The organism is Paenibacillus sp. VTT E-133280, from assembly GCF_002264385.1.
Lineage (GTDB): Bacteria > Bacillota > Bacilli > Paenibacillales > Paenibacillaceae > Paenibacillus_AQ > Paenibacillus_AQ nitricinens.
Genome location: NZ_NFUX01000031.1, coordinates 41,578 through 63,583, shown reverse-complemented (window position 1 = coordinate 63,583; position 22,006 = coordinate 41,578). Strand labels below are relative to the sequence as shown.

General features: G+C 42.2%; 20 protein-coding genes and 1 other annotated feature. Of the genes, 19 read left to right on the top strand and 1 reads right to left on the bottom strand.

Translation table 11 applies throughout. From position 1 onward, the window contains the following. Positions 1 to 19 precede the first annotated feature (19 nt). The 11 genes from CA600_RS15130 (at position 20) to arsC (ending at position 10,779) form a co-directional block, all read left to right on the top strand. Positions 20 to 2,407: an ATP-binding protein gene (locus CA600_RS15130; protein ID WP_094871068.1), complete on the top strand. Its 2,388-nt coding sequence runs from the start codon at positions 20 to 22 to the stop codon at positions 2,405 to 2,407. Continuing rightward, entirely contained in the window at positions 2,385 to 2,972 is a 588-nt protein-coding gene (locus tag CA600_RS15125) for a response regulator transcription factor (protein WP_306440399.1), read from the top strand. Before CA600_RS15130 ends, CA600_RS15125 begins: the two co-directional genes overlap by 23 nt. 142 nt (positions 2,973 to 3,114) lie before the next feature. After that, positions 3,115 to 3,642, top strand: coding sequence for a DinB family protein (locus tag CA600_RS15120; RefSeq protein WP_094871066.1), 528 nt, complete (start codon positions 3,115 to 3,117; stop codon positions 3,640 to 3,642). A gap of 16 nt (positions 3,643 to 3,658) precedes the next feature. Continuing rightward, positions 3,659 to 3,802, top strand: a complete 144-nt coding sequence (locus CA600_RS31250; RefSeq protein ID WP_179281632.1) for a hypothetical protein — start codon at positions 3,659 to 3,661, stop codon at positions 3,800 to 3,802. 164 nt (positions 3,803 to 3,966) lie between these two features. Further along, positions 3,967 to 5,928, top strand: a complete 1,962-nt coding sequence (locus CA600_RS15115) for an ABC transporter ATP-binding protein/permease (RefSeq protein WP_094871064.1) — start codon at positions 3,967 to 3,969, stop codon at positions 5,926 to 5,928. A 27-nt stretch (positions 5,929 to 5,955) separates the two neighbouring features. Beyond that, a complete protein-coding gene (locus CA600_RS15110; protein ID WP_094871063.1) occupies positions 5,956 to 6,624 on the top strand; it encodes a response regulator transcription factor in 669 nt (222 codons plus the stop codon). Next, positions 6,625 to 7,950: a sensor histidine kinase gene (locus tag CA600_RS15105; RefSeq protein WP_094871061.1), complete on the top strand. Its 1,326-nt coding sequence runs from the start codon at positions 6,625 to 6,627 to the stop codon at positions 7,948 to 7,950. Positions 7,951 to 7,999: 49 nt separating this feature from the next. Beyond that, positions 8,000 to 8,554: a GNAT family N-acetyltransferase gene (locus CA600_RS15100; protein ID WP_306440398.1), complete on the top strand. Its 555-nt coding sequence runs from the start codon at positions 8,000 to 8,002 to the stop codon at positions 8,552 to 8,554. A gap of 77 nt (positions 8,555 to 8,631) precedes the next feature. Beyond that, on the top strand, positions 8,632 to 8,958 hold the full coding sequence (locus CA600_RS15095; protein ID WP_094871057.1) for an ArsR/SmtB family transcription factor: 327 nt from the start codon (positions 8,632 to 8,634) through the stop codon (positions 8,956 to 8,958). Between the two features lie 96 nt (positions 8,959 to 9,054). After that, a complete protein-coding gene (locus CA600_RS15090) occupies positions 9,055 to 10,338 on the top strand; it encodes an arsenic transporter (RefSeq protein WP_179281633.1) in 1,284 nt (427 codons plus the stop codon). A 21-nt stretch (positions 10,339 to 10,359) separates the two neighbouring features. Further along, the gene (gene arsC / locus CA600_RS15085; protein WP_094871053.1) at positions 10,360 to 10,779 is read left to right on the top strand and encodes an arsenate reductase (thioredoxin); all 420 of its coding nucleotides are present in this window, start codon (positions 10,360 to 10,362) and stop codon (positions 10,777 to 10,779) included. A gap of 59 nt (positions 10,780 to 10,838) precedes the next feature. On the opposite strand, the gene CA600_RS15080 is transcribed toward arsC, so the two are convergent. Continuing rightward, entirely contained in the window at positions 10,839 to 12,050 is a 1,212-nt protein-coding gene (locus CA600_RS15080; protein ID WP_094871051.1) for an oxalate decarboxylase family bicupin, read from the bottom strand. Between the two features lie 169 nt (positions 12,051 to 12,219). Here CA600_RS15080 and CA600_RS15075 point away from each other — a divergent pair, with 169 nt between their 5' ends. From CA600_RS15075 to CA600_RS15040, 8 genes are all read left to right on the top strand, one after another. Beyond that, a complete protein-coding gene (locus CA600_RS15075) occupies positions 12,220 to 13,074 on the top strand; it encodes a copper amine oxidase N-terminal domain-containing protein (protein ID WP_094871050.1) in 855 nt (284 codons plus the stop codon). Between the two features lie 49 nt (positions 13,075 to 13,123). Further along, the gene (locus CA600_RS15070) at positions 13,124 to 14,680 is read left to right on the top strand and encodes a hypothetical protein (protein WP_094871048.1); all 1,557 of its coding nucleotides are present in this window, start codon (positions 13,124 to 13,126) and stop codon (positions 14,678 to 14,680) included. Positions 14,681 to 14,750: 70 nt separating this feature from the next. Further along, positions 14,751 to 15,011: a binding site (T-box leader), on the top strand. Between the two features lie 81 nt (positions 15,012 to 15,092). Then, positions 15,093 to 16,772, top strand: a complete 1,680-nt coding sequence (locus CA600_RS15065; protein WP_094871046.1) for a glutamine--tRNA ligase/YqeY domain fusion protein — start codon at positions 15,093 to 15,095, stop codon at positions 16,770 to 16,772. 306 nt (positions 16,773 to 17,078) lie between these two features. Then, positions 17,079 to 18,338, top strand: coding sequence for an Nramp family divalent metal transporter (locus CA600_RS15060; RefSeq protein ID WP_094871093.1), 1,260 nt, complete (start codon positions 17,079 to 17,081; stop codon positions 18,336 to 18,338). An 81-nt stretch (positions 18,339 to 18,419) separates the two neighbouring features. Then, positions 18,420 to 19,055, top strand: a complete 636-nt coding sequence (locus CA600_RS15055) for a TrkA C-terminal domain-containing protein (RefSeq protein WP_256989861.1) — start codon at positions 18,420 to 18,422, stop codon at positions 19,053 to 19,055. 192 nt (positions 19,056 to 19,247) lie between these two features. After that, positions 19,248 to 20,387, top strand: coding sequence for an ABC transporter ATP-binding protein (locus CA600_RS15050; RefSeq protein ID WP_094871044.1), 1,140 nt, complete (start codon positions 19,248 to 19,250; stop codon positions 20,385 to 20,387). Further along, positions 20,384 to 21,040 (top strand): ABC transporter permease, encoded by a 657-nt coding sequence (locus CA600_RS15045; protein WP_094871042.1) that lies wholly within the window; start codon positions 20,384 to 20,386, stop codon positions 21,038 to 21,040. The genes CA600_RS15050 and CA600_RS15045 overlap by 4 nt, the downstream gene beginning before the upstream one ends. A 44-nt stretch (positions 21,041 to 21,084) precedes the next feature. Then, entirely contained in the window at positions 21,085 to 21,999 is a 915-nt protein-coding gene (locus CA600_RS15040; protein ID WP_094871040.1) for a glycine betaine ABC transporter substrate-binding protein, read from the top strand. Positions 22,000 to 22,006 lie beyond the last annotated feature (7 nt).

Sequence of the window (22,006 nt, the reverse complement as noted above, 5' to 3'; positions counted from 1 at the left end):
GTTCTTCCGGGGGATTCAAATGAGAATGAAACTCCGTTATTTTTTCATATCAGGGTTACTATGCGTTTTTGCCTTTCTTATCATTCATTTTGTGGGAATCATTCACTCCAATATCTTACTTGAAGTTGGCCTGGAGCAGAATGAACAAGGACAATATTATATCGCAGAGGTCGACGTTTCCAGTGAGGGCTATAAGCAGAATTTACGGGAAGGGGATATTTTAGTAGCGGTTAATGGAACACCGATTGAAAAAGTGGATGGACCGGTGAGATACGGAAATCTCACGCAAGTTCAATCCATTGATCTCCTCCGTATTTCTAAAGAGGGTATCCTGATCGCAGAACATTATGATATCAAGAATAAATTGTCGGTATATCATACGTTCACACAGCTTGTAGTACCTGGAGCAACCTTTGTTTTTTTGATGGTGTTAAGTCTTCTTTTATACCGTAGAAAAAATGGAGAACGCGCAGCTGAACTGCTGATTTTGTTCTTTTTATTGGTGGGAGTGACGTACTTCGCCGGATATGCCTCAAGCAGATCAGATCTCATCGGTAGAATTACTATGAGTGGCTTACTACCTTTAATCCCGCTGGTGTTTATCCACTTTGTCCAAGTACATCTGAAAGGATTTAATGTTCTATTTCTTTCTAATTTTCTTATCAAGACATCCTACGGATTCGTCATTTTACTTGGTATGGTTTCAAGCTTTAGTTTAGTTATTTACTCCTGGGATAGAGCCTTATATTCCTTTATGCGTCTAATTATTATTGGTTTTTTTGTTGTAGGCATCCTATACAGCATATTTAAGCTGCTCTATGTATACATCAATTATCGGAGCACAGCACTTAAATCGATGCTTAAAATTATGCTAACCGGACAAATCCTTGCGTTTACACCATTTATTTTTCTTTCAGCTGTGCCGATAGCTTTTGGGATCGAATTGATTCCTTACGAAATCACTACGATTTTCTTGTTTTTAATGCCAGTTACCTATTTTTATCTGCTCACTGCTAAACAGCTATTTGATATTGATTTCGCTTTTAGTCGATTCAAATATGATCTGTTCATTGCTTTCATTCCGGCGCTAATCATTGTGGTAGTACTGGCGATCATTCAGAGTAGGCCGGAATATGATTGGATCAAATGGGTTCAGATGTTTTTGGTGGTGTATTTATCGATTACGACTTTCTTATTTTTTAAGGAGAAAATAGATCATTATTTCCGGCCTAAGCTGGTCCATGAACTTCATCATTATCAAGGGAGTTTGGAACGATTCTCTAAGCAAATCTCAAAGGTTATGAAGGTATCTGATTTGGAAGCTGCACTCAACAAGGAGATCAATGAGATTTTACCGGTTAATCGGTTGGCTTTTTTTGAGATAGATGAGGATGAGAATTTGCATAGTCTCGAGCCAATCGTGGATGATTCTGGCCAAGACATCTATATACAATTTGTATCACAATACCCTGTTCTTAAAGTAGGGGAGGTCATTCAACTTCAGCAAGGGATCCTACTAGTGATAGGTCGCCATAAAAAGAGTGTTCATCTCCTATGGATCGATCATAAGAAGAATCATATCAAGACGAATAGGGATGAGCTAAATTGGTTAAACACCATCGCAAACTATGCAAGCATCGTCTATGAGAATTTATATCTGATTGAAGGTCTGATTGAAGACCTTGAAGTTGAAATGAAAAAAGAGCAACATGGGTCACCCTGGGTTCTGCGCCTGATTTTTAACTTGTCAGAGAATGAGCGAAGAAAGCTGGCGGCAGATTTACACGATTCTGCCCTTCAAGATCAACTTATTTGGCTTCGTAGGCTAGAAACGCTGATCTCCGATCACGACATTTCAAAAGAAATCTTACCGGAGCTGCTTCAGATCAAAGAGGGGCTGTTGGATGTTATCTATCAGATCCGGGAGACTTGCAATGAACTGCGTCCTCCGCTTCTTAGGGAAGCTGGGATTGTGAAGGCGCTGGAAATTTTATTTGAGTATGCTCAGCTGCAGTCCAATTATTTTATTAGCTTTACATCAAATCCGATAGGCGAGTTAAGTGATGAATTGGTGATAGCTCTTTATCGAATTGTGCAGGAACTTCTGAGAAATGCCGGGAAGCACGCCAAGGCAAATCAGATTGAGATTGAACTGGAACAGAAAGAGCAGCTCTATTTCCGTTACAAGGATGATGGAGTAGGAATGAATATCGGAGATATTAAAGAATCATTTCATCATATGGGCTTGTCCGGTATCAAAGAGCGTGTAGCGAGTTTAGAAGGAGAATGTAAGTTTAACTCGGAGAAGGGTAAAGGGTTGGAGGTTACTATTTATTTACCGACAATGACACTTGTAGAGGAGAAAAATAGAGGAGGCGATGACGATGATACGTATCTTGTTGGTTGACGATCATCCTTCAGTTGGAGAAGGAACCAAAAACATGATTGAGCAGGATGCTGATATGGAGGTAACCTTTGTTTTGTCAGCAATGGAAGCTTTCGATAGGCTGGAGCAGCAAGGATTTGATGTGATATTATGCGATCTTAATATGCCTACCATTAGCGGACTCGAATTCACCAAAAGAGCCGTTCAGCGTGATCCCGAATCTAAAGTAGTGATATATACCGGATATGAAATCAGTGCGCATTATAACCTGTTGATAGAGTCAGGGGTTACAGGATTTATCTCTAAGACAGCTTCCAGAGAACAGTTGTTAAATATCATTCGTTGTGCACTAAGAAATGAGGCTGTCATTCCAGTAGCTTTACTAAAGCAGCTGCGCAGAAGTGATATCAAGATATCCAGTAACCGGGATAATCAGTTCATTGAAGAAGTATCTATTAATCAAAAAGAACAAGAGATACTCCAAGAAGTTGCCAGTGGAAAAAGCAACAAAGACATAGCCAGCAAACTTTTAATGTCACAAAGAACTGTGGAGTATAACTTGACGAGAATCTTTGAGAATCTTTGAGAAGCTGAGTGTACACTCCAGATCCGAAGCTATCGTGGAGGGAAAACGGCTGGGACTTGTTAGAACGGAGCAATTTTGAACTGGACAAATACATAGTCTTGTTAAATTTACAATTTCGAAGATATGAAGGAGAGATCACACTATGATCGACATGGACAAAATATATCTGATTACAGATATCCCCGGTTATTCACCGCAAATTAGTCGTCTTTTATCCATGATGAACTATGCCAGACACACAACACTACAAGCCGTTGCCGGTCTAACAGTGGAACAACTGGACTACTTATTGGACTCAGAAAGCAACTCCATTGGAGCGTTATTATCACACTACGCTGCGGTAGAATATGCGTATCAAGTGGCAACGTTTGAGGGAAGAGATTTGTCTGAGGAAGAATTAACCATATGGGGGCCAGCGTTAAGCTTAGGTGACGAAGGGCGAGCAATGATTAAAGGGAATGATCTTAACTATTATTTAGACCGTTTAAATGAAGTAAGAGAAAGAACGTATGCATTGTTCGCAAACGTTGATGATGACTGGTTATATACAGAAGAGGAATTCTGGCATAACAAACAGGCGAACTACTATTTCATGTGGTTTCATGTATTCGAAGATGAAATTAATCACAGAGGCCAAATTAGATTGTTACGAAAAAGAGCGCTAGCTTAAAGAAAGGGGAACATGAATGGAGTTCATAGAGAAGAGTATTAAGCCTTTATTTAACAAGTATCCGTTGTTCTCTAAATTTTTCTTAGCAGTGCTAATCTTTGATATCGTTTATTACGCAGGTAAAGAAATTGGGCGAATTGCCTATTATATGACTCACTAATTTCTTATAGATCAGGACAAGACAACCTCAGTTATTGAAGGTTGTCTTTTTTCGCTGCAAATCATGAAAGTCTCCAGTTCATTATCAGTTCACATAAATTTGTTAGGATAGGCAACATCAAAGACAGAGAAAAAGAGCGTGACCCAGGAGAGGAAGAGATCGGAATGAACATATTAGAGGTTAAGAATGTTAAAAAATCGTATACTTTGTATGGTAAGGAAAAGGTTCCAGTACTCCATGATGTGAATTTAAGCTTTGAGACAGGTGAATTTGTTTCCATCCTCGGTGAGTCTGGTTGCGGCAAGTCCACACTAATGAATATCATTGGTGGAATGGACTCTGATTATGAAGGCGATGTCCTTGTTCGCGGGAAGAACCTAAGCAAGATGACCGAAAAGGAAATGGATGACTATCGCAAAAACAACATCGGCTTCGTATTTCAAAACTTTAATCTGATTCCACACTTATCCGTCTTGGAAAATGTTACGGTTGCGATGCAGATGACGAATACAAGCGAAAAGGAACGTAATAAGCGTGCTATAGAGATTTTGACGGAGGTAGGATTAAAGGATCATCTGAAAAAACGTCCGAATCAACTGTCCGGTGGACAGAAGCAACGGGTATCCATTGCACGCGCATTGTCGAACAATCCAGATATTATACTGGCAGATGAACCTACGGGTGCGCTGGATAAGGATACAGGGGATCAAATATTAGTCTTGTTGAACAGCATAGCGAAAAGAGGGATTTTGGTCATTACCGTGACCCACTCGCAGAAAGTAGCTGATTACGGTAGCCGTATCGTTAAGCTTGAAGAGGGATTGGTTAAAGACGATATTCATTTGAAGGAACGTTCCATGGCTACCTACAATGGTGGAGATGGTTCGGCTCGAAACCTCAGCTTAATGGCTTCTTTCAAAATGGCTCTTCAAAATATGAAGCTTAATGCCAAACGTAATGTATTGGTAGCATTGGGTGGTTCGATAGGTATTTTAAGTGTACTTTTGATGCTTTCCTTAGGAAATGGGATCACGAGCTATATTAATAATGAAATAAATTCAAGTATGGACCCTTTGCTGGTGGATATCACTAAGCCAAATCCAGAAGCCAAGGACATGAAGGGCCCAGAAGCGATGATGTTACCCGGCGTTACGTTTACAAAGGCCGATGTTGAAACGATTCGTAACCTTCCAAATGTAGATCATGTAGAGTCCATAACAACCATTACAGGCAAATCTACTACGGTTTTTGGGGAACAAACGAGTAGTCTTACACAATTAACCACCTTAAACGATACGTTTGATAAAGCGACGATTAAAGCAGGGGCTTTACCGAAAGAAAATGAAGTATTATTACCAACGAAAATAGCGAGTCAATTAAGTGGAAATGACCAACCGAATGCTATGGTAGGGAAGTCTATTCATCTGTATATTAATGAAATGGATGCTAAACATAAACCGATCACATTGGAAAAAGAAATCACGGTCTCTGGTGTTTATGAAGCCACTGATCCAAGAGCACAAATGTCACCAACAGGATATATTCCAACACAGACACTGGAGCAAATGTATACTGATAAAGGGATTACCATTGGCCCGATTCAGGTTAATGCTTTTGCAACGGATATGAAATATGTGAATGATATTAATAAAGCGGCTGTTGATGCGGGCTTCTCGGGCTCCCAAACGGCAAAAATCATGGAGCGTATCACAACTTATGTGGATATGGCTACGATCGTTCTATCTGGTATTGCGGGGATTTCGCTCATCGTATCAGGGATTATGATATTGGTTGTACTTTATATTAGTGTAGTGGAACGGACTAAAGAAATTGGGATCCTTCGTGCGATTGGGGCAAGAAAGAAAGATATCAAGCGAATATTCTTTTCCGAATCCGCATTATTGGGAATATTTAGCGGTGTCTTCGCCATAATCTTTGCAGCTATCATTAGCTTTGGCTTAAATATACTTCTGGAAAATGCATTTGGCGTAAAGCTTATTAACTTATCTGGATCTTATATCGTATTCGGATTAGTTGTAAGTACAGGGATTAGTATTATCGCTGGTTTGATGCCTTCATCGAAGGCTGCCAAGCTCGATCCGATGGAATCTCTACGATACGAATAAATACAATGTTGGAAAGGAAATTGATGTATGAGCACAATTCTAGTGGTTGATGATGATTCCCATATCCGCAAGCTAATCCGATTATATCTTGAAAAAAATCAGTTTTCCGTAGTGGAAGCGGAAGATGGTCAAATAGCATTAGACATTCTAGCTCATACAAAAATTGACTTAGTGATTGTGGATGTGATGATGCCGAATATCGATGGTATTGAACTGACAGAAGATATTCGATCTTATATCGATATGCCAATCCTGATGGTTACAGCCAAGGGAGAGTCTAAAGATAAAGTCAGGGGATTTAATGCCGGGTCAGACGATTATTTAGTAAAGCCGTTTGATCCCATAGAGTTGATTCTTCGTGTCAAATCATTATTGAAGAGATATCATGTGACACCTTCGAATGTTATTCAATTAGGGGAAGTAACGATTGATCTAGGGAATTTAATAGTCTCTAATGCCGATCAAATGGTTGAATTGAAAAAGAAAGAATGTGAATTGTTATTTGCTTTGGCGGGTTCGCCAAAGCAAATTTTCACACGGACTCAGCTTATAGAAAATGTATGGGGAATGGACTATGAAGGTGATGATCGTACAGTTGATGTGCATATTAAACGCTTAAGGGAACGTCTTGAGCCTATTCCTCAGGTCATTATTTCTACGGTAAGAGGACTTGGTTATCGACTGGAGCTAGCCTAGATGGTGAGAAAAAGCTTGCGTCTTCGAATCGTCGTTACGTTCATTGGTATTGTTTTAGTCAGTTTAATTATTTCCTTTTTTCTTTTTATGCAGTTTTCAGAAAAAAATAATACCCCAAACCATATGTTCATTAATATTGCTAAAGATATAGCTAAGGTGACAAATCTAATAGATGATCCGGAAAAAGTAAACGCATTTGCAGATCTGCTTAATCGATTTGGTATTGATATAGCGGTTGTTAATGAGCCAAGTGAATCTGTTTTTTCATTAGACAAGGAGAAGGTTGCTACCTTATTCAAATCCAACACAACCGATGCGGTCTTTTTATCGGGTAGGGGCGGACTTGCTATCGTAGGGATTCCTAAGATAGATGATGGGAAAGGTGCTTTCATTATCAAGATTGATTTTTCATCGATTGTAAGAGGCTTGAGAATTACGCTTCTGTTTACACTATTAGCTGTACTAGTCATCGGAAGCTTGCTTATTTTGTTCATGTCCAGGTATATTGTGAAGCCTATTAAGAAGCTGACTGTTGCAGCTAAGGAAATGGCGTCAGGTAATTTATCTGTCCGATTGACCTATCGTAATAAGGATGAATTTGGTGAACTGATGGAGAGCTTTAATCGTATGGCAAGTGAGCTGCAGAAAATGGACTCAGTTCGTGATGATTTTGTCAGCAATGTTTCTCATGAAATGCAGTCACCACTTACATCGATTAGAGGATTTACAAGAGCGCTACAAGACGGTGTCATTCCATTAGAAGAGCAAAAAGAGCATCTGGATATTATCTATGAGGAAACCTTACGATTATCTAGGCTTAGTGATAATCTGCTCCGATTAGCCTCACTCGATTCAGAACACCATCCGGTTAATCCCACCACATTCCAATTAGATGAACAATTAAGAAGAACGATCGTATTAGCGGAACCACAATGGGCACGGAAAGATATTATGATTGAATTGGATTTATTGCCTTGCGAGATCACGGTGGATAAAGATTTATTTGATCAGGTCTGGCAGAACTTAATAAATAATGCTATAAAATATACGGGGCAAGAAGGTACCATTCATGTTGAAATTGAGATGAACGCGCAATTTGTGAAGGTATATATTAAAGATTCTGGAAAAGGCATTCCTGAGGAAGCACTTCCGCTTATCTTTGATCGATTTTATATGGTGGAGAAGGCGCGTAGCAGCGCTCTTAAAGGGAATGGACTTGGACTTTCCATTGTAACGAAGATTCTGAAAATACATGATTGTAGAATTGAAGTGGAGAGTAAAGTTGGAGAAGGAACACAGTTTGTTGTAACGATTCCTAGAACCTAAACCACATGAATAGCTAATGGGATAAAGCTAAAGGGAAACTTAGAGGGGGATGATGATGCAAGATCTAAATCCAATCTATTTACGCGAATTGAAGCAAACGGACTGGAGAGATGTTCATGCGTATTGTTCACAGGATCGTGTGTGTCGTTTTCAAGCCTGGGGCCCAAATACTCCTGATCAAACCCTTTCCTTTGTGAGTCAGGCACTAGATGACTCTCAAAAAGTTCCCAGAACTAGGTTCGCACAAGCCATAGTTGCAGTAGGAACTGAAAATTTGATCGGCATGGTTGAACTAAATATAAGAAGCCATACGGACAGAAGCGGTGAAATCGGCTATATTGTCCATCCTGATGTCTGGGGACAGGGAGTCGCTACAGCAGCAGCCGGACTAATGTTGAAGTTTGGTTTTGAAGAGCAGCATCTACATCGAATATACGCGACCTGTGACCCTCGAAATAGTGGATCATCCAAGGTGCTCACCAAGATTGGCATGACCTATGAAGGCAGATTAAGAGATGCTTTACTCATAAAAGATGGCTGGCGTGATTCTTTGATGTTCAGTATGCTGGAGCACGAGTGGTGTAAGCAAGACAATTTAAAATAAATTCTTGCTTCTCAATGTCTAGTTCATTACAATATAAGTATTCGCTTATATATATATTGGAAGGAGGAGAAGTAGGGATGCAATCACTGACGGATATTGCAGATGATTTGAAGCTCTTAGGAGATAAGACGCGACTGGCCATGCTATCACTTTTGAAAGAACGGGAATGGTGCGTGTGTGAATTCCTTGATATTTTTGATATATCCCAGCCGGCGATTAGTCAGCATTTACGGAAATTGAAGAGTCGAGGGATCGTGAAAGAAAGCAAACGAGGACAGTGGGTGCATTATTCATTAAATGTCGAGGATAAACCGCATCTTAGGGCTGTTCTTCAACAAATGCCCAGTTCAGCCGCGATATTGGCTAGTTTGAATAAAGAAGTTAAAGCACCTTGCTGTGACTAAAATATAGTTGTGGTTTTTTTAGAGTGTATATAACTATATAGTTATATGGTGATATAGGATTCATTCGCAGATTATAGGAGTGTTGAGAAAGTGGTCATGCTAGCCATACTTATTTTTATAGTCACTTTAATTTTTGTAATCTGGCAGCCTCGAAATTTATCGATTGGATGGTCAGCCTGCGGCGGAGCGATCATTGCTTTACTAGCTGGGGTAGTTAGCTTTAATGATGTTCTGGATGTAACACAGATGGTATGGAATGCTACGTTGGCGTTTGTTGCAATCATCTTAATTTCCTTGATTTTAGACAGTATCGGATTTTTTGAATGGGCTGCTTTACATATGGCGCGAGCGGCACGGGGGAACGGAACACGAATGTTTGTGTATGTCATCGTTCTTGGTGCATTGGTTTCTGCCTTTTTTGCAAATGATGGAGCGGCTCTAATACTTACCCCTATTGTACTTGCTATGGTAAGAGCGCTGAATTTTGATGAGAAAAAAGTATTTCCATTCATTATTGCTAGCGGCTTTATTGCGGATACTACCTCATTACCGCTTGTGGTTAGCAATCTTGTGAATATCGTATCGGCTGACTTTTTTGGAATTACCTTTATGGAGTATGCGGGGAAAATGATTGTACCTACACTATTCTCGTTGATGGCGAGTATCGTAGTGCTTTATTTCTTTTTTCGCAAAAGTATTCCGAAGCGATTTAATGATTCCCAGCTAAAAGATCCGCAAGAGGCTATCAAAGATAAGAAGATGTTCCGTCTATCATGGATTGTACTGGCTATTCTTTTAATAGGGTATTTCGTTAGTGGATTCTTGAAGATTCCGGTATCAGTGGTTGTGGGAATCATTGCAATTGTGTTCATGCTCCTCGCGAGAAGAAGCCCTTCCGTCAAGGTGAAAGAAGTGCTTACAGGAGCACCTTGGGCGATTGTGTTCTTCTCCATTGGAATGTATGTCGTGGTATATGGACTTCGGAATGCGGGTCTAACTGATCTGCTCGCTAAGGCGATAGGAATGATTGCTGATGAGGGTCTATTCGCTGCAACTATGGGTATGGGGTTCATTGCTGCATTGATCTCATCATTGATGAATAATCTGCCTACTGTAATGATTGACGCACTCGCAATTGATGCAACGCATACAACCGGAGTTATTAAAGAGGCGTTAATATATGCGAATGTTATAGGTTCAGACTTAGGGCCTAAAATCACCCCGATTGGCTCACTAGCAACGCTGCTGTGGCTCCATGTGCTTTCGGCCAAAGGGGTGAAGATATCCTGGGGAACGTATTTTAAGACGGGTATTATATTAACTATTCCAACGTTGTTTATTACACTTTTAGGTCTTTATCTGTGGTTGTTGATTACTTAATTTGAAAAGGGGAAGATCAAGATGAACAAGAAAACGATTTATTTTTTATGTACAGGAAACTCTTGCCGGAGTCAGATGGCTGAGGGCTGGGCGAAGCGTTATCTAGGGGAAGCATGGAACGTGTATAGCGCTGGAATTGAAGCCCATGGTCTAAATCCAAAAGCTGTACAAGCCATGAGCGAAGTAGGCATAGATATCACCGGACAGACCTCGGATATGATTGATTCTAATCTGCTGAATAATGCTGATCTAGTCGTTACGTTATGTGGGGACGCTGCGGATAAATGTCCAATGACGCCTCCGAAGGTCAAACGGGAACACTGGGGCTTCGATGATCCGGCAAAAGCGCAAGGGACCGATGAAGAGAAGTGGGCAGTGTTCCAGCGTGTGCGTGACCAGATTGAGGAAAGAATCAAACGATTTGCGGAGACCGGTGAATAGTTACCAGGTGAAGTATCCTTTTCTTTTTATACCTTATCCTTATATTTCCAGCATAACATTTATCGTCCTTTAGGAAAGCCGGAGGCGTTTTTACTTGGCTCAGGGTATTTCACAACGGGCCATTTCACTTTCCTTAAGGCGTTTATAACCTCTGGTCCAACGTTCAGATTACTTTGAACCAATTCTTGGGGAGTGAGAGCCATCCATTGATTCAGAGAAACGTCGGCAAAACGATCGCTTTTGAACATTTCAAGGAACCATAAGGAGTCATCGCCTGTATTCTGAATATAATGTCCAAACGCAAAAGGAACATATCCTACATCACCTGCTCTATAATTAAAGGTTCGTGCTACACCATTTCCAGCGAATACGGTCATGCGTCCTTTTCCGGTAAGATAATACTGCCATTCATCGTTATTTGGATGCCAGTGCAGCTCTCTCATCCCTCCGGGTTCAATTTCTACCAATGCGGCAGCGACGGTTTTGGAGATCGGAAAGTTACTGGAATCGACAATTCTGACGCTCCCGCCGGGAGTCTTCAGCGGAGGCTGAGCCAATAAGGAATATTTAAAGGTTTGTGGAATCTCACCGTATGGAGATTCTACTTTTTGACTTTGCAATGAGCCCGGAACCCGATCCTGATAAATATAGACCTGTTCGGTGGGAATAGAGTCAAATGCAGCGGCAGGCACCCCAAAGTTAGCCGAAAGAACTTCTTTCGGAGTATGGGCAAACCAATCGGAAATGGACAAGGTGTTTAGATCAGAGAAACTTCCATCGTCGAATACTAGCAGAAACTCACAGCCTTCTTCAAGACCTTGTATAGAGTGGGGAATACCTGGCGGAAAATACCATAGATCACCTGGCCCCACATCTGCGATGAAGTTTCGACCATTTTGATCTACGGAAGTAATTCGAGCTCGACCTAGCAGCATATAAGACCATTCCGCTTGCTGATGCCAATGGAGTTCACGTACTCCACCGGGGGTTAGGCTCATGTTGACGCCAGCTAGTGTAGTGGCGATGGGGAGGTCTCTGACCGTCACCTCTCTCGACCAGCCACCATGATTAAGCTGCATATGTGCATCGGAGAAAGAAAATTTTAAATTGGGGACGAGACCGGCATCGGTCACGGGAGGGACAAACATGTCCGGATTCTCCAAATCCCGCATGATATCACGCGGTCCTTTATCTAATCCCCCTGCGCCATCACTTCGAATGGGCTGGGGGATATTTGTCTTTCTTGGCGAATCCTGTCCATCTGCAGTCATCCATCGCACTCCTTTCATGATTCTAAATAACTCAATGAAAATATATGCGGAATCCTGTCTTTTATGATGAATAGCAGAAGTGGAACAAGTTGACATGCGGAAGGGGATCATTGATTATTACTAATAGAGGCTTTGTTCTAGACGGAGTAGAGAGGGAGAGGGGTTTGAGATGAATCACATTAAGGAGTCCTTGCAACGATTAGGGAGAATAAGAGCTTATGTCATAGGTCTATTGGTAATCATGTTCGCCGCGGGTTCCGCGGTTACACCTACATCGGTGTCGGCAGCTGTTCAGTTAGGGACTCAGGTAATGCCTCTATCATACGGGGGGTATTACGTCCTTTTTCCAGGTAAACTCGCTCCTTATTTTAAATCAGGTAAATTAATGGTGCCGATTCGGGCTTTCTCGAGTGCGATTGGTGCAGATTTGCTCTATGACGCGTTAACGAATAGTGTTACGGTTTCACTACTGGATCGATCGGTTGGAAAGATTAAAGCAGGGCAACTTGAGGCAGAATTTAATGGGGAGACAGAAGATTCATTAGGGATCGCCCCAGAGATCAAGGATGGAATCCTATTTGTTCCAGCATCCCCTATTCTAGAGGGGTTAAAGACATTTCGCTGGGAAACTCAGTTCAATAACGTGAATAAATTAACCCTTGGTATTGGCGCCAGAAAAGGCGAGGAATGGGCAAAGCCTGAGGCGGATCGAGCGCTTGCCCCTTACCCAGTGGAAACGACAGCCCATCCATATCCGTTATATCCATTTAAGCTAACACAGACTCCATCTGGGAAAGAATACAGACTAACCTTAGGTGTGCAAAATACCTCTGGCTTTGTTATCCCTAAAGGGAATGCGGAACTGGAGCTGGTGAGTGTGGACAGTAAAGGGAACTCTTACTACCAAACGTTAAAAGGGCCTGATTCGTTAACCTCCAAAGCGGCATTATTGTCATTTTCCGTTTCCATTCCGGCAGAGGCCGAATATGTCATTTTCAGATCACGTACCTTGAGAGCGGAGTAAGGATCATTGCATGTTCAACAAGATATATAGAGAGCAGGTTAAGAAATAGATGACAGGTAAAGAAGGGCAGCGCTATCGCTTCAGTGAAGCGCCAATTTGGGAATTGCAACGAGCTTATTATGAGGAACAGGGATTAAAGGCTTGGAATAATGATCAGGTCCCACAGTATATTACGAGTAATCCTATGATAGCGACTGCCTATGCGGAAATGATCTTCGGATTTCTGCAAGATCGGGCTGGACAAGGACATTTCTCTGAAACAGTTACCATACTGGAATTAGGGGCAGGGGCGGGACGATTAGCGTTTCATATCCTTGAGAAGCTTTGCGAAATCATAGATTACGCAGGGACTCCACTTCCTCCTTTTCGTTATGTGATGAGTGATTTGCCTGCTAAAAATATAACCAGCTGGCAGCAGCACCCAAGCTTACTTCCATTCGTAGAGCAGGGTATTCTTGATTTCGCACGTTTTGATGCAGTACAGGATACTGAACTGTATTTAGTACGTGCTAAGCTCAGTATCAGGCCCGGTGATTTACAGCAGCCGCTGCTGCTTGTTGCGAATTATTTTTTTGATAGTATCCCGCAGGAATTGATTTATGTGGATGAAGGTAAAATATTTGAATGTGAGGTATCTATTCAGTATTCAAAGGATGCAGATTCGGATAACCCCTCAGATGTTCTGGGCACAATCATTCCACAGTATCATTATCGTCGTGGGGCTAGTTACGAAGCGGAGACTTACCCTTATCACGATGTTATAAAACTTTATCAGCAGAAGCTGGAGGATTCACATATTCTGTTTCCTGTGGTGGGGCTTACTTGTCTGGAGCGGCTGGCTAGGTTGTCAACAGAAGGGTTCGTACTCCTTACAGCGGATAAGGGGGATCACCGAATAGAGAATTGGGAATTTGCGGAACCGCCTATGCTAATTCATCACGGTAGTTTCTCCTTAACGGCGAATTATCATGCGATCCAGCATATGTTGGAACAAAAAGGGGCACACTCTTTATTTACTACACATCACTATAAGAACCTGAACATCGGATGTATTCTTATGGTGGAAGCCCCTCAAAGTTATACGAACACTCGGCTGGGTTACAAGCGGTTTATAGAGCGTTTTGGTCCGGATGATTTCTTCAGTATGAAGGAATGGATGGATCAGCAATTAGATACGATGGGACTGCAGGAAATTTTGGCCTTTTGGCGTTTGGGTGGGTACGAAGCGGAATGGTTTATCCATAGTGCTGAGAAGATTTCGGAGCTGTTACCCGACGCTAGTGATGAAGAAATGCTGGATCTCCAGCAAGGCATACAGCTCATGTGGACAGGTTATTATCCGATGGAACAGAGCTATGACCTCTCATTGGACGCTGGATTACTGCTGTATGAAATGGATAAGTTCGAGGAGGCATTAGTCTACTTAGAGCGTTCTAAGCATATCAACACGGAAGAACCGTTAGCATCAGTGCTTTATAGCATGGCCATTTGTAACTATGAGCTTGGAGCTGAAGGGGCTGCACTGGAATACGCGCGTAGAGCTTTGGCTGTAGAGCCGGATAATGAAGTGGTATTGGAACTGATAACGGCTTTGAGCGAGGAATAGAGCGTAAGCTAAATAGAAGTGAAAGCACCATTTACATAGGACCCTCTATTTGGTATCCTATACAAAATAATTAAACGCGATGACGAGAAGAGTAAATACATTCATTCCTTCACAGAGAGCCCTGGATGATGAGAATAGGGTAAGGACGATTGTATCGAAACAAGCCTCTGAGCGGCATATCGGAACCGATCGACGGGGATGGTATGACGGGAGCTCCTGTTATAGAGCTAGAGTATAAGCACTGCGTAAGATGCATTGCCGTACTTGATGAGATTAATATGGCGACATATTAATGAACCTGGGGTGGTACCGCGAGAATTTCGTCCCCAAGACCATAAGTCTTGGAGGTGAGGTTCTTTTTATTTTGCAGATGAACAAAGCGGATATCACTCATAAACAGGAGGTAATAACAATGAACAAGGAACCGGAAGTATTAGCAGAGAGTTACATCGACAGATTGATTCAAGAAGAGCTGGAAGCTGGGACTTACAGTAGAGATATTTGCACGAGATTCCCACCGGAGCCTAATGGGTATCTGCATATTGGCAGCGCGTATGCTATTCACACGAACTATACGACGGCGAAGAAGTATGGCGGAAAGTTCCATTTGCGGTTCGATGACACCAATCCTTTAAAAGAGGATCTGGAGTATGTAAATGCTATTTGCGAAGATATGCTATGGATGGGCTACCCGCCAGACCATACTTTCTACGGATCAGACTATTCAGATAAAATATATAATAGCGCGGTAAAGTTAATCCGAAAAGGGAAAGCCTACGTCTGCGATTTATCACCTGAAGAGGTGTCAGCTTATAGAGGAACGCTTACGGAGCCGGGAACGAACAGTCCTTATCGGGAGCGTTCTGTGGAAGAGAATTTGAAGTTATTCACGGAGATGAGGAATGGAGCCTATCCGACGGGAGCCAGAGTATTACGGGCCAAAATAGATATGAGCTCACCTAATATCAACTTGCGTGATCCAGTGATTTACAGAATCATTCATGCGGAGCATTATAGAACAGGCAACGATTGGTGCATCTATCCGATGTATGATTTTGCCCATCCTATACAAGATGCGATCGAAGGGATTACGCATTCCCTATGTTCGATTGAGTTTAAGGATCATCGACCACTGTATGAGTGGGTGCTGAATGAACTGGATACCCCTGAGGCTCCAAAGCAAAGGGAGTTCGGACGCGTAAATATCACCGGCGTCGTTACTAGCAAACGGTATATTAGACAACTGGTTACAGGACATTATGTGGATGGCTGGGATGATCCAAGACTTCCAACGCTTCGCGGACTGCGGAGAAGAGGTTTTACGCCGGAGAGTATTCGGAATTTTGTGAAGGAAATTGGATTTGTTAGGAATAGCACCATTGTAGATATTGCCATGTTGGAGCATTCGCTAAGACAAGATTTGAAGGCGAAGGCAACTAGCGTGATGGCTGTTCTAAAGCCTCTAAAGGTAGTTATTACTAACTACCCTGAGAATCAAAGCGAATGGCTGAAGATTGAGAATAACAGTGAGGATAAGACGCTTGGGGAAAGGGAAGTTCCTTTTTCACGGACGCTTTATATTGAACAAGAGGATTTCATGGAGGAGCCACCCAAAGGTTATCACAGGCTGACCATAGGGAATGAGGTTAGGTTAAAGGGCGCCTACTTCGTTAAGTGCAATGAGGTGCTCAAGGACGAAGCAACTGGAGAAGTTATAGAGCTTCGCTGCACCTATGATCCGAGAACGAAGAGTGGAAGCGGATTTAATGAACGGAAGGTTAAGGCGACCATCCACTGGGTATCGGCTGAGCACGCGATCAAGGCGGAAGTTCATCAATATGAGAGGTTGCTAAAAGATAACGAGGGTCCTAAAGAAGAGGATGAACGCTGGGACGCGTATCTTAATCCAGATTCTCTAACCATTCTGAAAGATTGTTTGTTGGAGCCTTCCATGGCGAGTGCACTTCCAGAAGATAAATTTCAATTCATCCGGCATGGATTCTTCTGTGTGGATAAGAAATATACCACAGCAGATAAGCTGGTACTGAACCGAATTGTACCGCTGAAGGATACATGGAAGAAAAATTCGTAATTCACAGCACATAGAGATATTCAAAGTCTCACACCATAAGCATTTCGGAGTAATTGGCTTAAGCTGGGCGAAGATCGGGTAATTTCTGATCATCGTCCAGCTTTTTTTGTTCTTGGTCGTAGGTGGACAAGCATATGAAAATTTCTTATGAAACATATTTACATTTTTCAGGAATGAGCATATACTTTAAATATAAGTTGCACATAGGAAACTTTCGTGTATATAGACAACTTTTTTTGGGCAAGAGGAGGAATTGACATGTTGGAACAAACTTTAATAGAAAAACCACATATAGAACAACCGCAAATGAGACAACATAAAAACTCCATTTCGGCGCAGGCCGTACTTAATGGGGAGACCAAAGGCATTAAAAGATTACTGCCTTTCTTAGGTCCAGCGTTTATCGCTGCGGTTGCTTATCTGGATCCGGGTAATTTTGCCACCAACATTACGGCAGGCTCAAAATACGGCTATCTTTTATTGTGGGTGATTGTAGCCTCGAATTTAATGGCCGTTCTTATTCAGGCGTTATCCGCCAAGCTAGGTATTGCTACAGGAAAGAACCTGCCGGAGATCGCTCATGATCGTTTTCCGAAGAGTGTTTCGATCTTCTTATGGATTCAAAGTGAACTGGTGATTATAGCTACGGATCTGGCGGAGTTTATCGGGGCGGCATTGGGGCTTTATCTATTATTTGATATTCCCATGCTGCCGGCAGCACTTATCACTGCGGTGGGTTCATTTGCTATCCTAGAGCTTCAGCGCCGGGGTTACCGTTCCCTTGAGGCAGGAATTGCTGCAATGATTCTTATAGTTGTATTAGCCTTTGCTTTTCAAGTTATTGTAGCTAAGCCGGATATGGGGGCAGTTGCTGTAGGCATGTTCACACCTAAGTTTGAAGGGGTGGATAGCATCCTTTTAGCCGCAGGAATTCTAGGCGCGACCGTGATGCCACATGCCATTTATCTACATTCATCCCTTACACAGAACCGAATTGTCGGAGTAAATGAAGCGGAGAAGAAACAGATCTTTAAACTGGAATTCATAGATATTATTATTGCAATGATTATTGCAGGGGCAGTGAATCTGGCAATGGTTATTGTCTCAGCCGCATTATTTTTCAAAAATGGTATCGTGGTTGAGGATTTGGATGTTGCGTTTCAGCAATTTAGTCATTTAGCTGGACCTGTAACGGCCATCTCCTTTGGTTTAGGACTACTCATCGCAGGACTATCGAGCTCTTCTGTAGGAACTATGGCTGGTGATGTAGTGATGCAAGGCTTCATCAACAAAAGAATTAACCTGTACTTACGCCGTGCGATTACAATTATTCCACCTTTGGCGATCATCGGCTTTGGTGTAAATCCAACGAAGGCGCTCGTGATCAGCCAGGTGATCTTGTCCTTTGGGATTGCCTTTGCACTGGTGCCACTGGTTGTGTTTACAAGCAATCGTCAGATTATGGGCGGGTTAGTGAACCGTAAGATGACAGCTGCGCTCGGCTGGGTTATCTCGGGTCTGGTTGTATCGTTAAATTTATTTTTGGTATATCAAATGTTTGTATAAGGCAGGACATCTTTATTTGGTGAGTGAAAAAAGGTATACTTGAGCATGTTTATAATTCACGCCAGAGTAAGGAGATCGACAATGTCCATGCAAGAAATATCCGGTTATAAGTCTATAGCCCTTGATATTGCACAAAGAATTGTAAGCGGGGAATTTGCCGTACAGAGTAAGCTTTCCGGGCGTTCTCTATTGGCAGGGCAATATCATGTTTCTCCCGAGACGATTCGTAAGGCTATGGGATTATTGAAGGATGAGAATATAGTGTTTGTTTCACAGGGGAAAGAGATTATTGTCATCTCTGATCAAAAGGCGTATGAGTATATTACCAGGAATAACTATCTGAAATCAGCTTATTCGTTGAAACAGGACCTAGAGCAATTGTTGCTTGAAAAAAAGAAGCTCGACGGTAAGTTCGAAAGGGTACTCACTGGAATTATCGAAGCATCAGACCGGATGAAGAATTTAAAGCCGTACCATCCGGAAGAAATCACAATCCATGAAGAATCACATGTGGTTGGCAAAACCATTGGAGCATTACAATTTTGGCAGAATACAGGTGCTACGATTATAGCGCTTCGCCGAGGTGCTAATATAACGATCTCCCCAGGTCCTCATGTCATCCTCAGAGAACATGATGTACTTGTAGCAGTTGGTGATGAGAAAATGTACCAAAGAACGGAACAATTTATCAATAAAAATTCAGAGAATCATTTATAAAAATAGATTGAAAAAGGCTATCCAGCAGGGTTTATCACTGGATAGTTTTTTTTATAATTATATTATTACAATTATTTACAAACAACTTATATCTAGTATATAGGTTGTCAGTTTGGGAGTTGTTTGTTATAGTTTAACTTACAGAGTCGCCGGAGAGATGATCTGACGATAGTTATTAGAAGGAGGAAACCCATGCTGAAATTTGAAGGAGTAGGTAAGAAGTATGCAAATGGTTATGAAGCAGTTAAGAATATTAGTTTTGAAATCGCAGCTGGAGAAATACTAGTATTGATCGGCCCGAGCGGTTGCGGAAAGACAACAACGATGAAAATGATAAATCGTCTTGTTCCGCATACTTCAGGCCATATTTATATCCACGGCAAAGATATCACCAAGGAGAACCCCGTAACTCTCCGCAAGAACATCGGTTATGTTATACAACAAGCTGGTTTATTCCCGCATTACACCATAGAAGACAATGTAGGCCTGATTCCCGACCTAAAGGGGTGGGATGTGAATAAGAAAAAAGAACGGGTGCTCGAAATGCTCCGTCTAGTCGGACTTGATCCGGTCTTATATGCTAAACGTTATCCGAAACAATTATCAGGTGGACAGCAGCAGCGTGTAGGTGTAGCTCGTGCATTGGCAGCTGATCCCGAGATTATATTGATGGATGAACCATTTGGTGCTTTGGACCCTATTACCCGTGAGCAGCTGCAGGATGAACTGCTACGCATGCAACAAGAAGTGAAGAAGACAATAGTATTTGTAACACATGATATGGATGAAGCACTGAAGCTTGGAGATAAAATCGCTATCCTAAAAGATGGTGAAATCGTTCAACTAGATACACCGTATGAGCTACTCAGCCGGCCTGCTAATGATTTTGTAGAGTCATTTATCGGCAAAAACCGTATTTACCAAAACCCTGAGTATATCCCCGTAACAGAAGTCATGCGTGACAATCCATCTACATCCCTTCCAAGCCGCACACTGGGTAAGGCTCTTACCTTTATGCGTCAACGCAAAATGGATACCTTACTGGTTGGAAACGAAAAAGGTAAGCTGCTTGGCATCGTCTCCGCTTATGATGTTACCGCTAAAATGGAACAAAGTCTTACTATCGAAGAAATTATGACACCACCTGGGGTGGTGCTGCAGGATACAGCAACAGCAAGAGACGCATTATCATTAATTACGGAAGCTCCTTACGGCATTATTCCGATCGTAACCGCTGAGGGGAACATTGCCGGGATTGTTACAAGAGGCAGTCTTCTGACGGCGTTTGCTGCACAATGGGGAGGCGTGAAGGAGGAGGAAGTGTCTGTATGAGAGATCAATCGTTATGGCAACAACTCATCTATCAATTAGATATACGTAGAGATGATTTGATTCATTCTATGGGAGTGCATATGCAACTTGTGCTCTTGTCCATGTTATTTGCAATTATTGTTGGCATTGCGCTTGGAATTATGATTACCCGGGTTAAACCTCTGAAAGGCATTACGCTTGGCGCGGCAGGGATTCTTCAGACGATACCTAGTCTGGCGATGCTCGGATTTATGATTCCTCTATTTGGCATAGGAATGAAGACGGCGGTTGTTGCATTATTTCTGTATTCACTACTGCCAATTATCCGCAACACCTACACGGGAATTACGGATGTGGATCAGTCTATCGTGGAAGCGGCCCGAGGAATGGGGATGAAGAACTGGCAGATTCTATTCAGGGTTCAACTCCCTTTAGCTTTAAGTGTAATTATGGCGGGGATCCGCACTGCTGCAGTTATTAATGTTGGGACAGCAACCTTGGCAGCCTTTATCGGTGCTGGCGGATTGGGTGAATTTATTTTCCTCGGTATTCAACGGAACATCGAAGCTCTAACTTTGCTTGGCGCTATTCCAGCCGCGATTCTTGCACTCATACTGGATTATCTACTCGGCTTGCTTGAACGGGTAACGACTCCAAAGGGATTAAAAGTATAACTAAAACTCTGGTCTCGAAAGAATATAAAAAGGGGAGATATTATATGAAAATTCCAAAATTAATGACAGGCGTTTTAACTACAGTATTAATAGGGGCGTTACTTACTGGATGTGGTGGCGGGAATAATAAAGCTGCTGCCGGTAACGGTGGAGAAATTACGATTGGCTCCAAAAACTTCACGGAGAATGTTCTACTCGCTCATATGATGGCAGATCTAATAGAAGATAAAACCGATATTAAAGTGAAGCGCCAGATGAACTTAGGCGGCTCTAATGTAGCTTGGAGTGCACTTGAGAATAATAACATCCAGCTATATCCAGATTATACCGGTACCATTGTAGCCAATTACTATCAGCAGGAGACGGGAAACTCTGAGGAGTCGTTGACAAAAACCAGAGAGCTGCTCGAAAAAGATGGATTGGCGTTCCTGGACCCATTCGGCATAAATAATACCTATACTTTAGCGGTTAGTCGTGAAACGGCTGAGAAGTACAATCTGAAGACCTTTAGCGATTTGGCGAAAGTATCTGGAGATATGGTTCTTGGCGTAGAGTTCGAGTTCTTGGATCGTGAGGACGGATACCCTGGTATCCAAAAACTTTATGGTATGGATTTCAAGCAGAGCAAAGGAATGGACCATGGTATCATGTATCGTTCGATCGACGATGGGGAAACCGATGTAACCAATGCCTATGCGACGGATGCGCAAATTAAAGTACATGATCTGGTGATTTTGCAAGATGATAAAGAGTTCTTCCCACCGTATGATGCAGGACCGATTATTCGTCAGGATACGCTAGATAAATACCCTGAATTGGAAGGTATCCTGAATCAATTGAGCGGACAAATCAGTGACGAAGAAATGCAGCAGTTGAACGCAGAGGTTGATGTGGATGCGCTCAAGGAAGAGGATGTAGCTCGTAATTTCCTGATCAAGAAGGGATTAATCGAAGGCTAAATACAAA

Bases quoted from the DNA above. Each gene is read 5' to 3' on its own strand.
- CA600_RS15130 (WP_094871068.1), top strand. From the start codon at position 20: ATGAGAATGAAACTCCGTTATTTTTTCATATCAGGGTTACTATGCGTT.
- CA600_RS15125 (WP_306440399.1), top strand. From the start codon at position 2,385: ATGATACGTATCTTGTTGGTTGACGATCATCCTTCAGTTGGAGAAGGA.
- CA600_RS15120 (WP_094871066.1), top strand. From the start codon at position 3,115: ATGATCGACATGGACAAAATATATCTGATTACAGATATCCCCGGTTAT.
- CA600_RS31250 (WP_179281632.1), top strand. From the start codon at position 3,659: ATGGAGTTCATAGAGAAGAGTATTAAGCCTTTATTTAACAAGTATCCG.
- CA600_RS15115 (WP_094871064.1), top strand. From the start codon at position 3,967: ATGAACATATTAGAGGTTAAGAATGTTAAAAAATCGTATACTTTGTAT.
- CA600_RS15110 (WP_094871063.1), top strand. From the start codon at position 5,956: ATGAGCACAATTCTAGTGGTTGATGATGATTCCCATATCCGCAAGCTA.
- CA600_RS15105 (WP_094871061.1), top strand. From the start codon at position 6,625: ATGGTGAGAAAAAGCTTGCGTCTTCGAATCGTCGTTACGTTCATTGGT.
- CA600_RS15100 (WP_306440398.1), top strand. From the start codon at position 8,000: ATGATGATGCAAGATCTAAATCCAATCTATTTACGCGAATTGAAGCAA.
- CA600_RS15095 (WP_094871057.1), top strand. From the start codon at position 8,632: ATGCAATCACTGACGGATATTGCAGATGATTTGAAGCTCTTAGGAGAT.
- CA600_RS15090 (WP_179281633.1), top strand. From the start codon at position 9,055: ATGCTAGCCATACTTATTTTTATAGTCACTTTAATTTTTGTAATCTGG.
- arsC (WP_094871053.1), top strand. From the start codon at position 10,360: ATGAACAAGAAAACGATTTATTTTTTATGTACAGGAAACTCTTGCCGG.
- CA600_RS15080 (WP_094871051.1), bottom strand. From the start codon at position 12,050: ATGACTGCAGATGGACAGGATTCGCCAAGAAAGACAAATATCCCCCAG.
- CA600_RS15075 (WP_094871050.1), top strand. From the start codon at position 12,220: ATGAATCACATTAAGGAGTCCTTGCAACGATTAGGGAGAATAAGAGCT.
- CA600_RS15070 (WP_094871048.1), top strand. From the start codon at position 13,124: ATGACAGGTAAAGAAGGGCAGCGCTATCGCTTCAGTGAAGCGCCAATT.
- CA600_RS15065 (WP_094871046.1), top strand. From the start codon at position 15,093: ATGAACAAGGAACCGGAAGTATTAGCAGAGAGTTACATCGACAGATTG.
- CA600_RS15060 (WP_094871093.1), top strand. From the start codon at position 17,079: ATGAGACAACATAAAAACTCCATTTCGGCGCAGGCCGTACTTAATGGG.
- CA600_RS15055 (WP_256989861.1), top strand. From the start codon at position 18,420: ATGTCCATGCAAGAAATATCCGGTTATAAGTCTATAGCCCTTGATATT.
- CA600_RS15050 (WP_094871044.1), top strand. From the start codon at position 19,248: ATGCTGAAATTTGAAGGAGTAGGTAAGAAGTATGCAAATGGTTATGAA.
- CA600_RS15045 (WP_094871042.1), top strand. From the start codon at position 20,384: ATGAGAGATCAATCGTTATGGCAACAACTCATCTATCAATTAGATATA.
- CA600_RS15040 (WP_094871040.1), top strand. From the start codon at position 21,085: ATGAAAATTCCAAAATTAATGACAGGCGTTTTAACTACAGTATTAATA.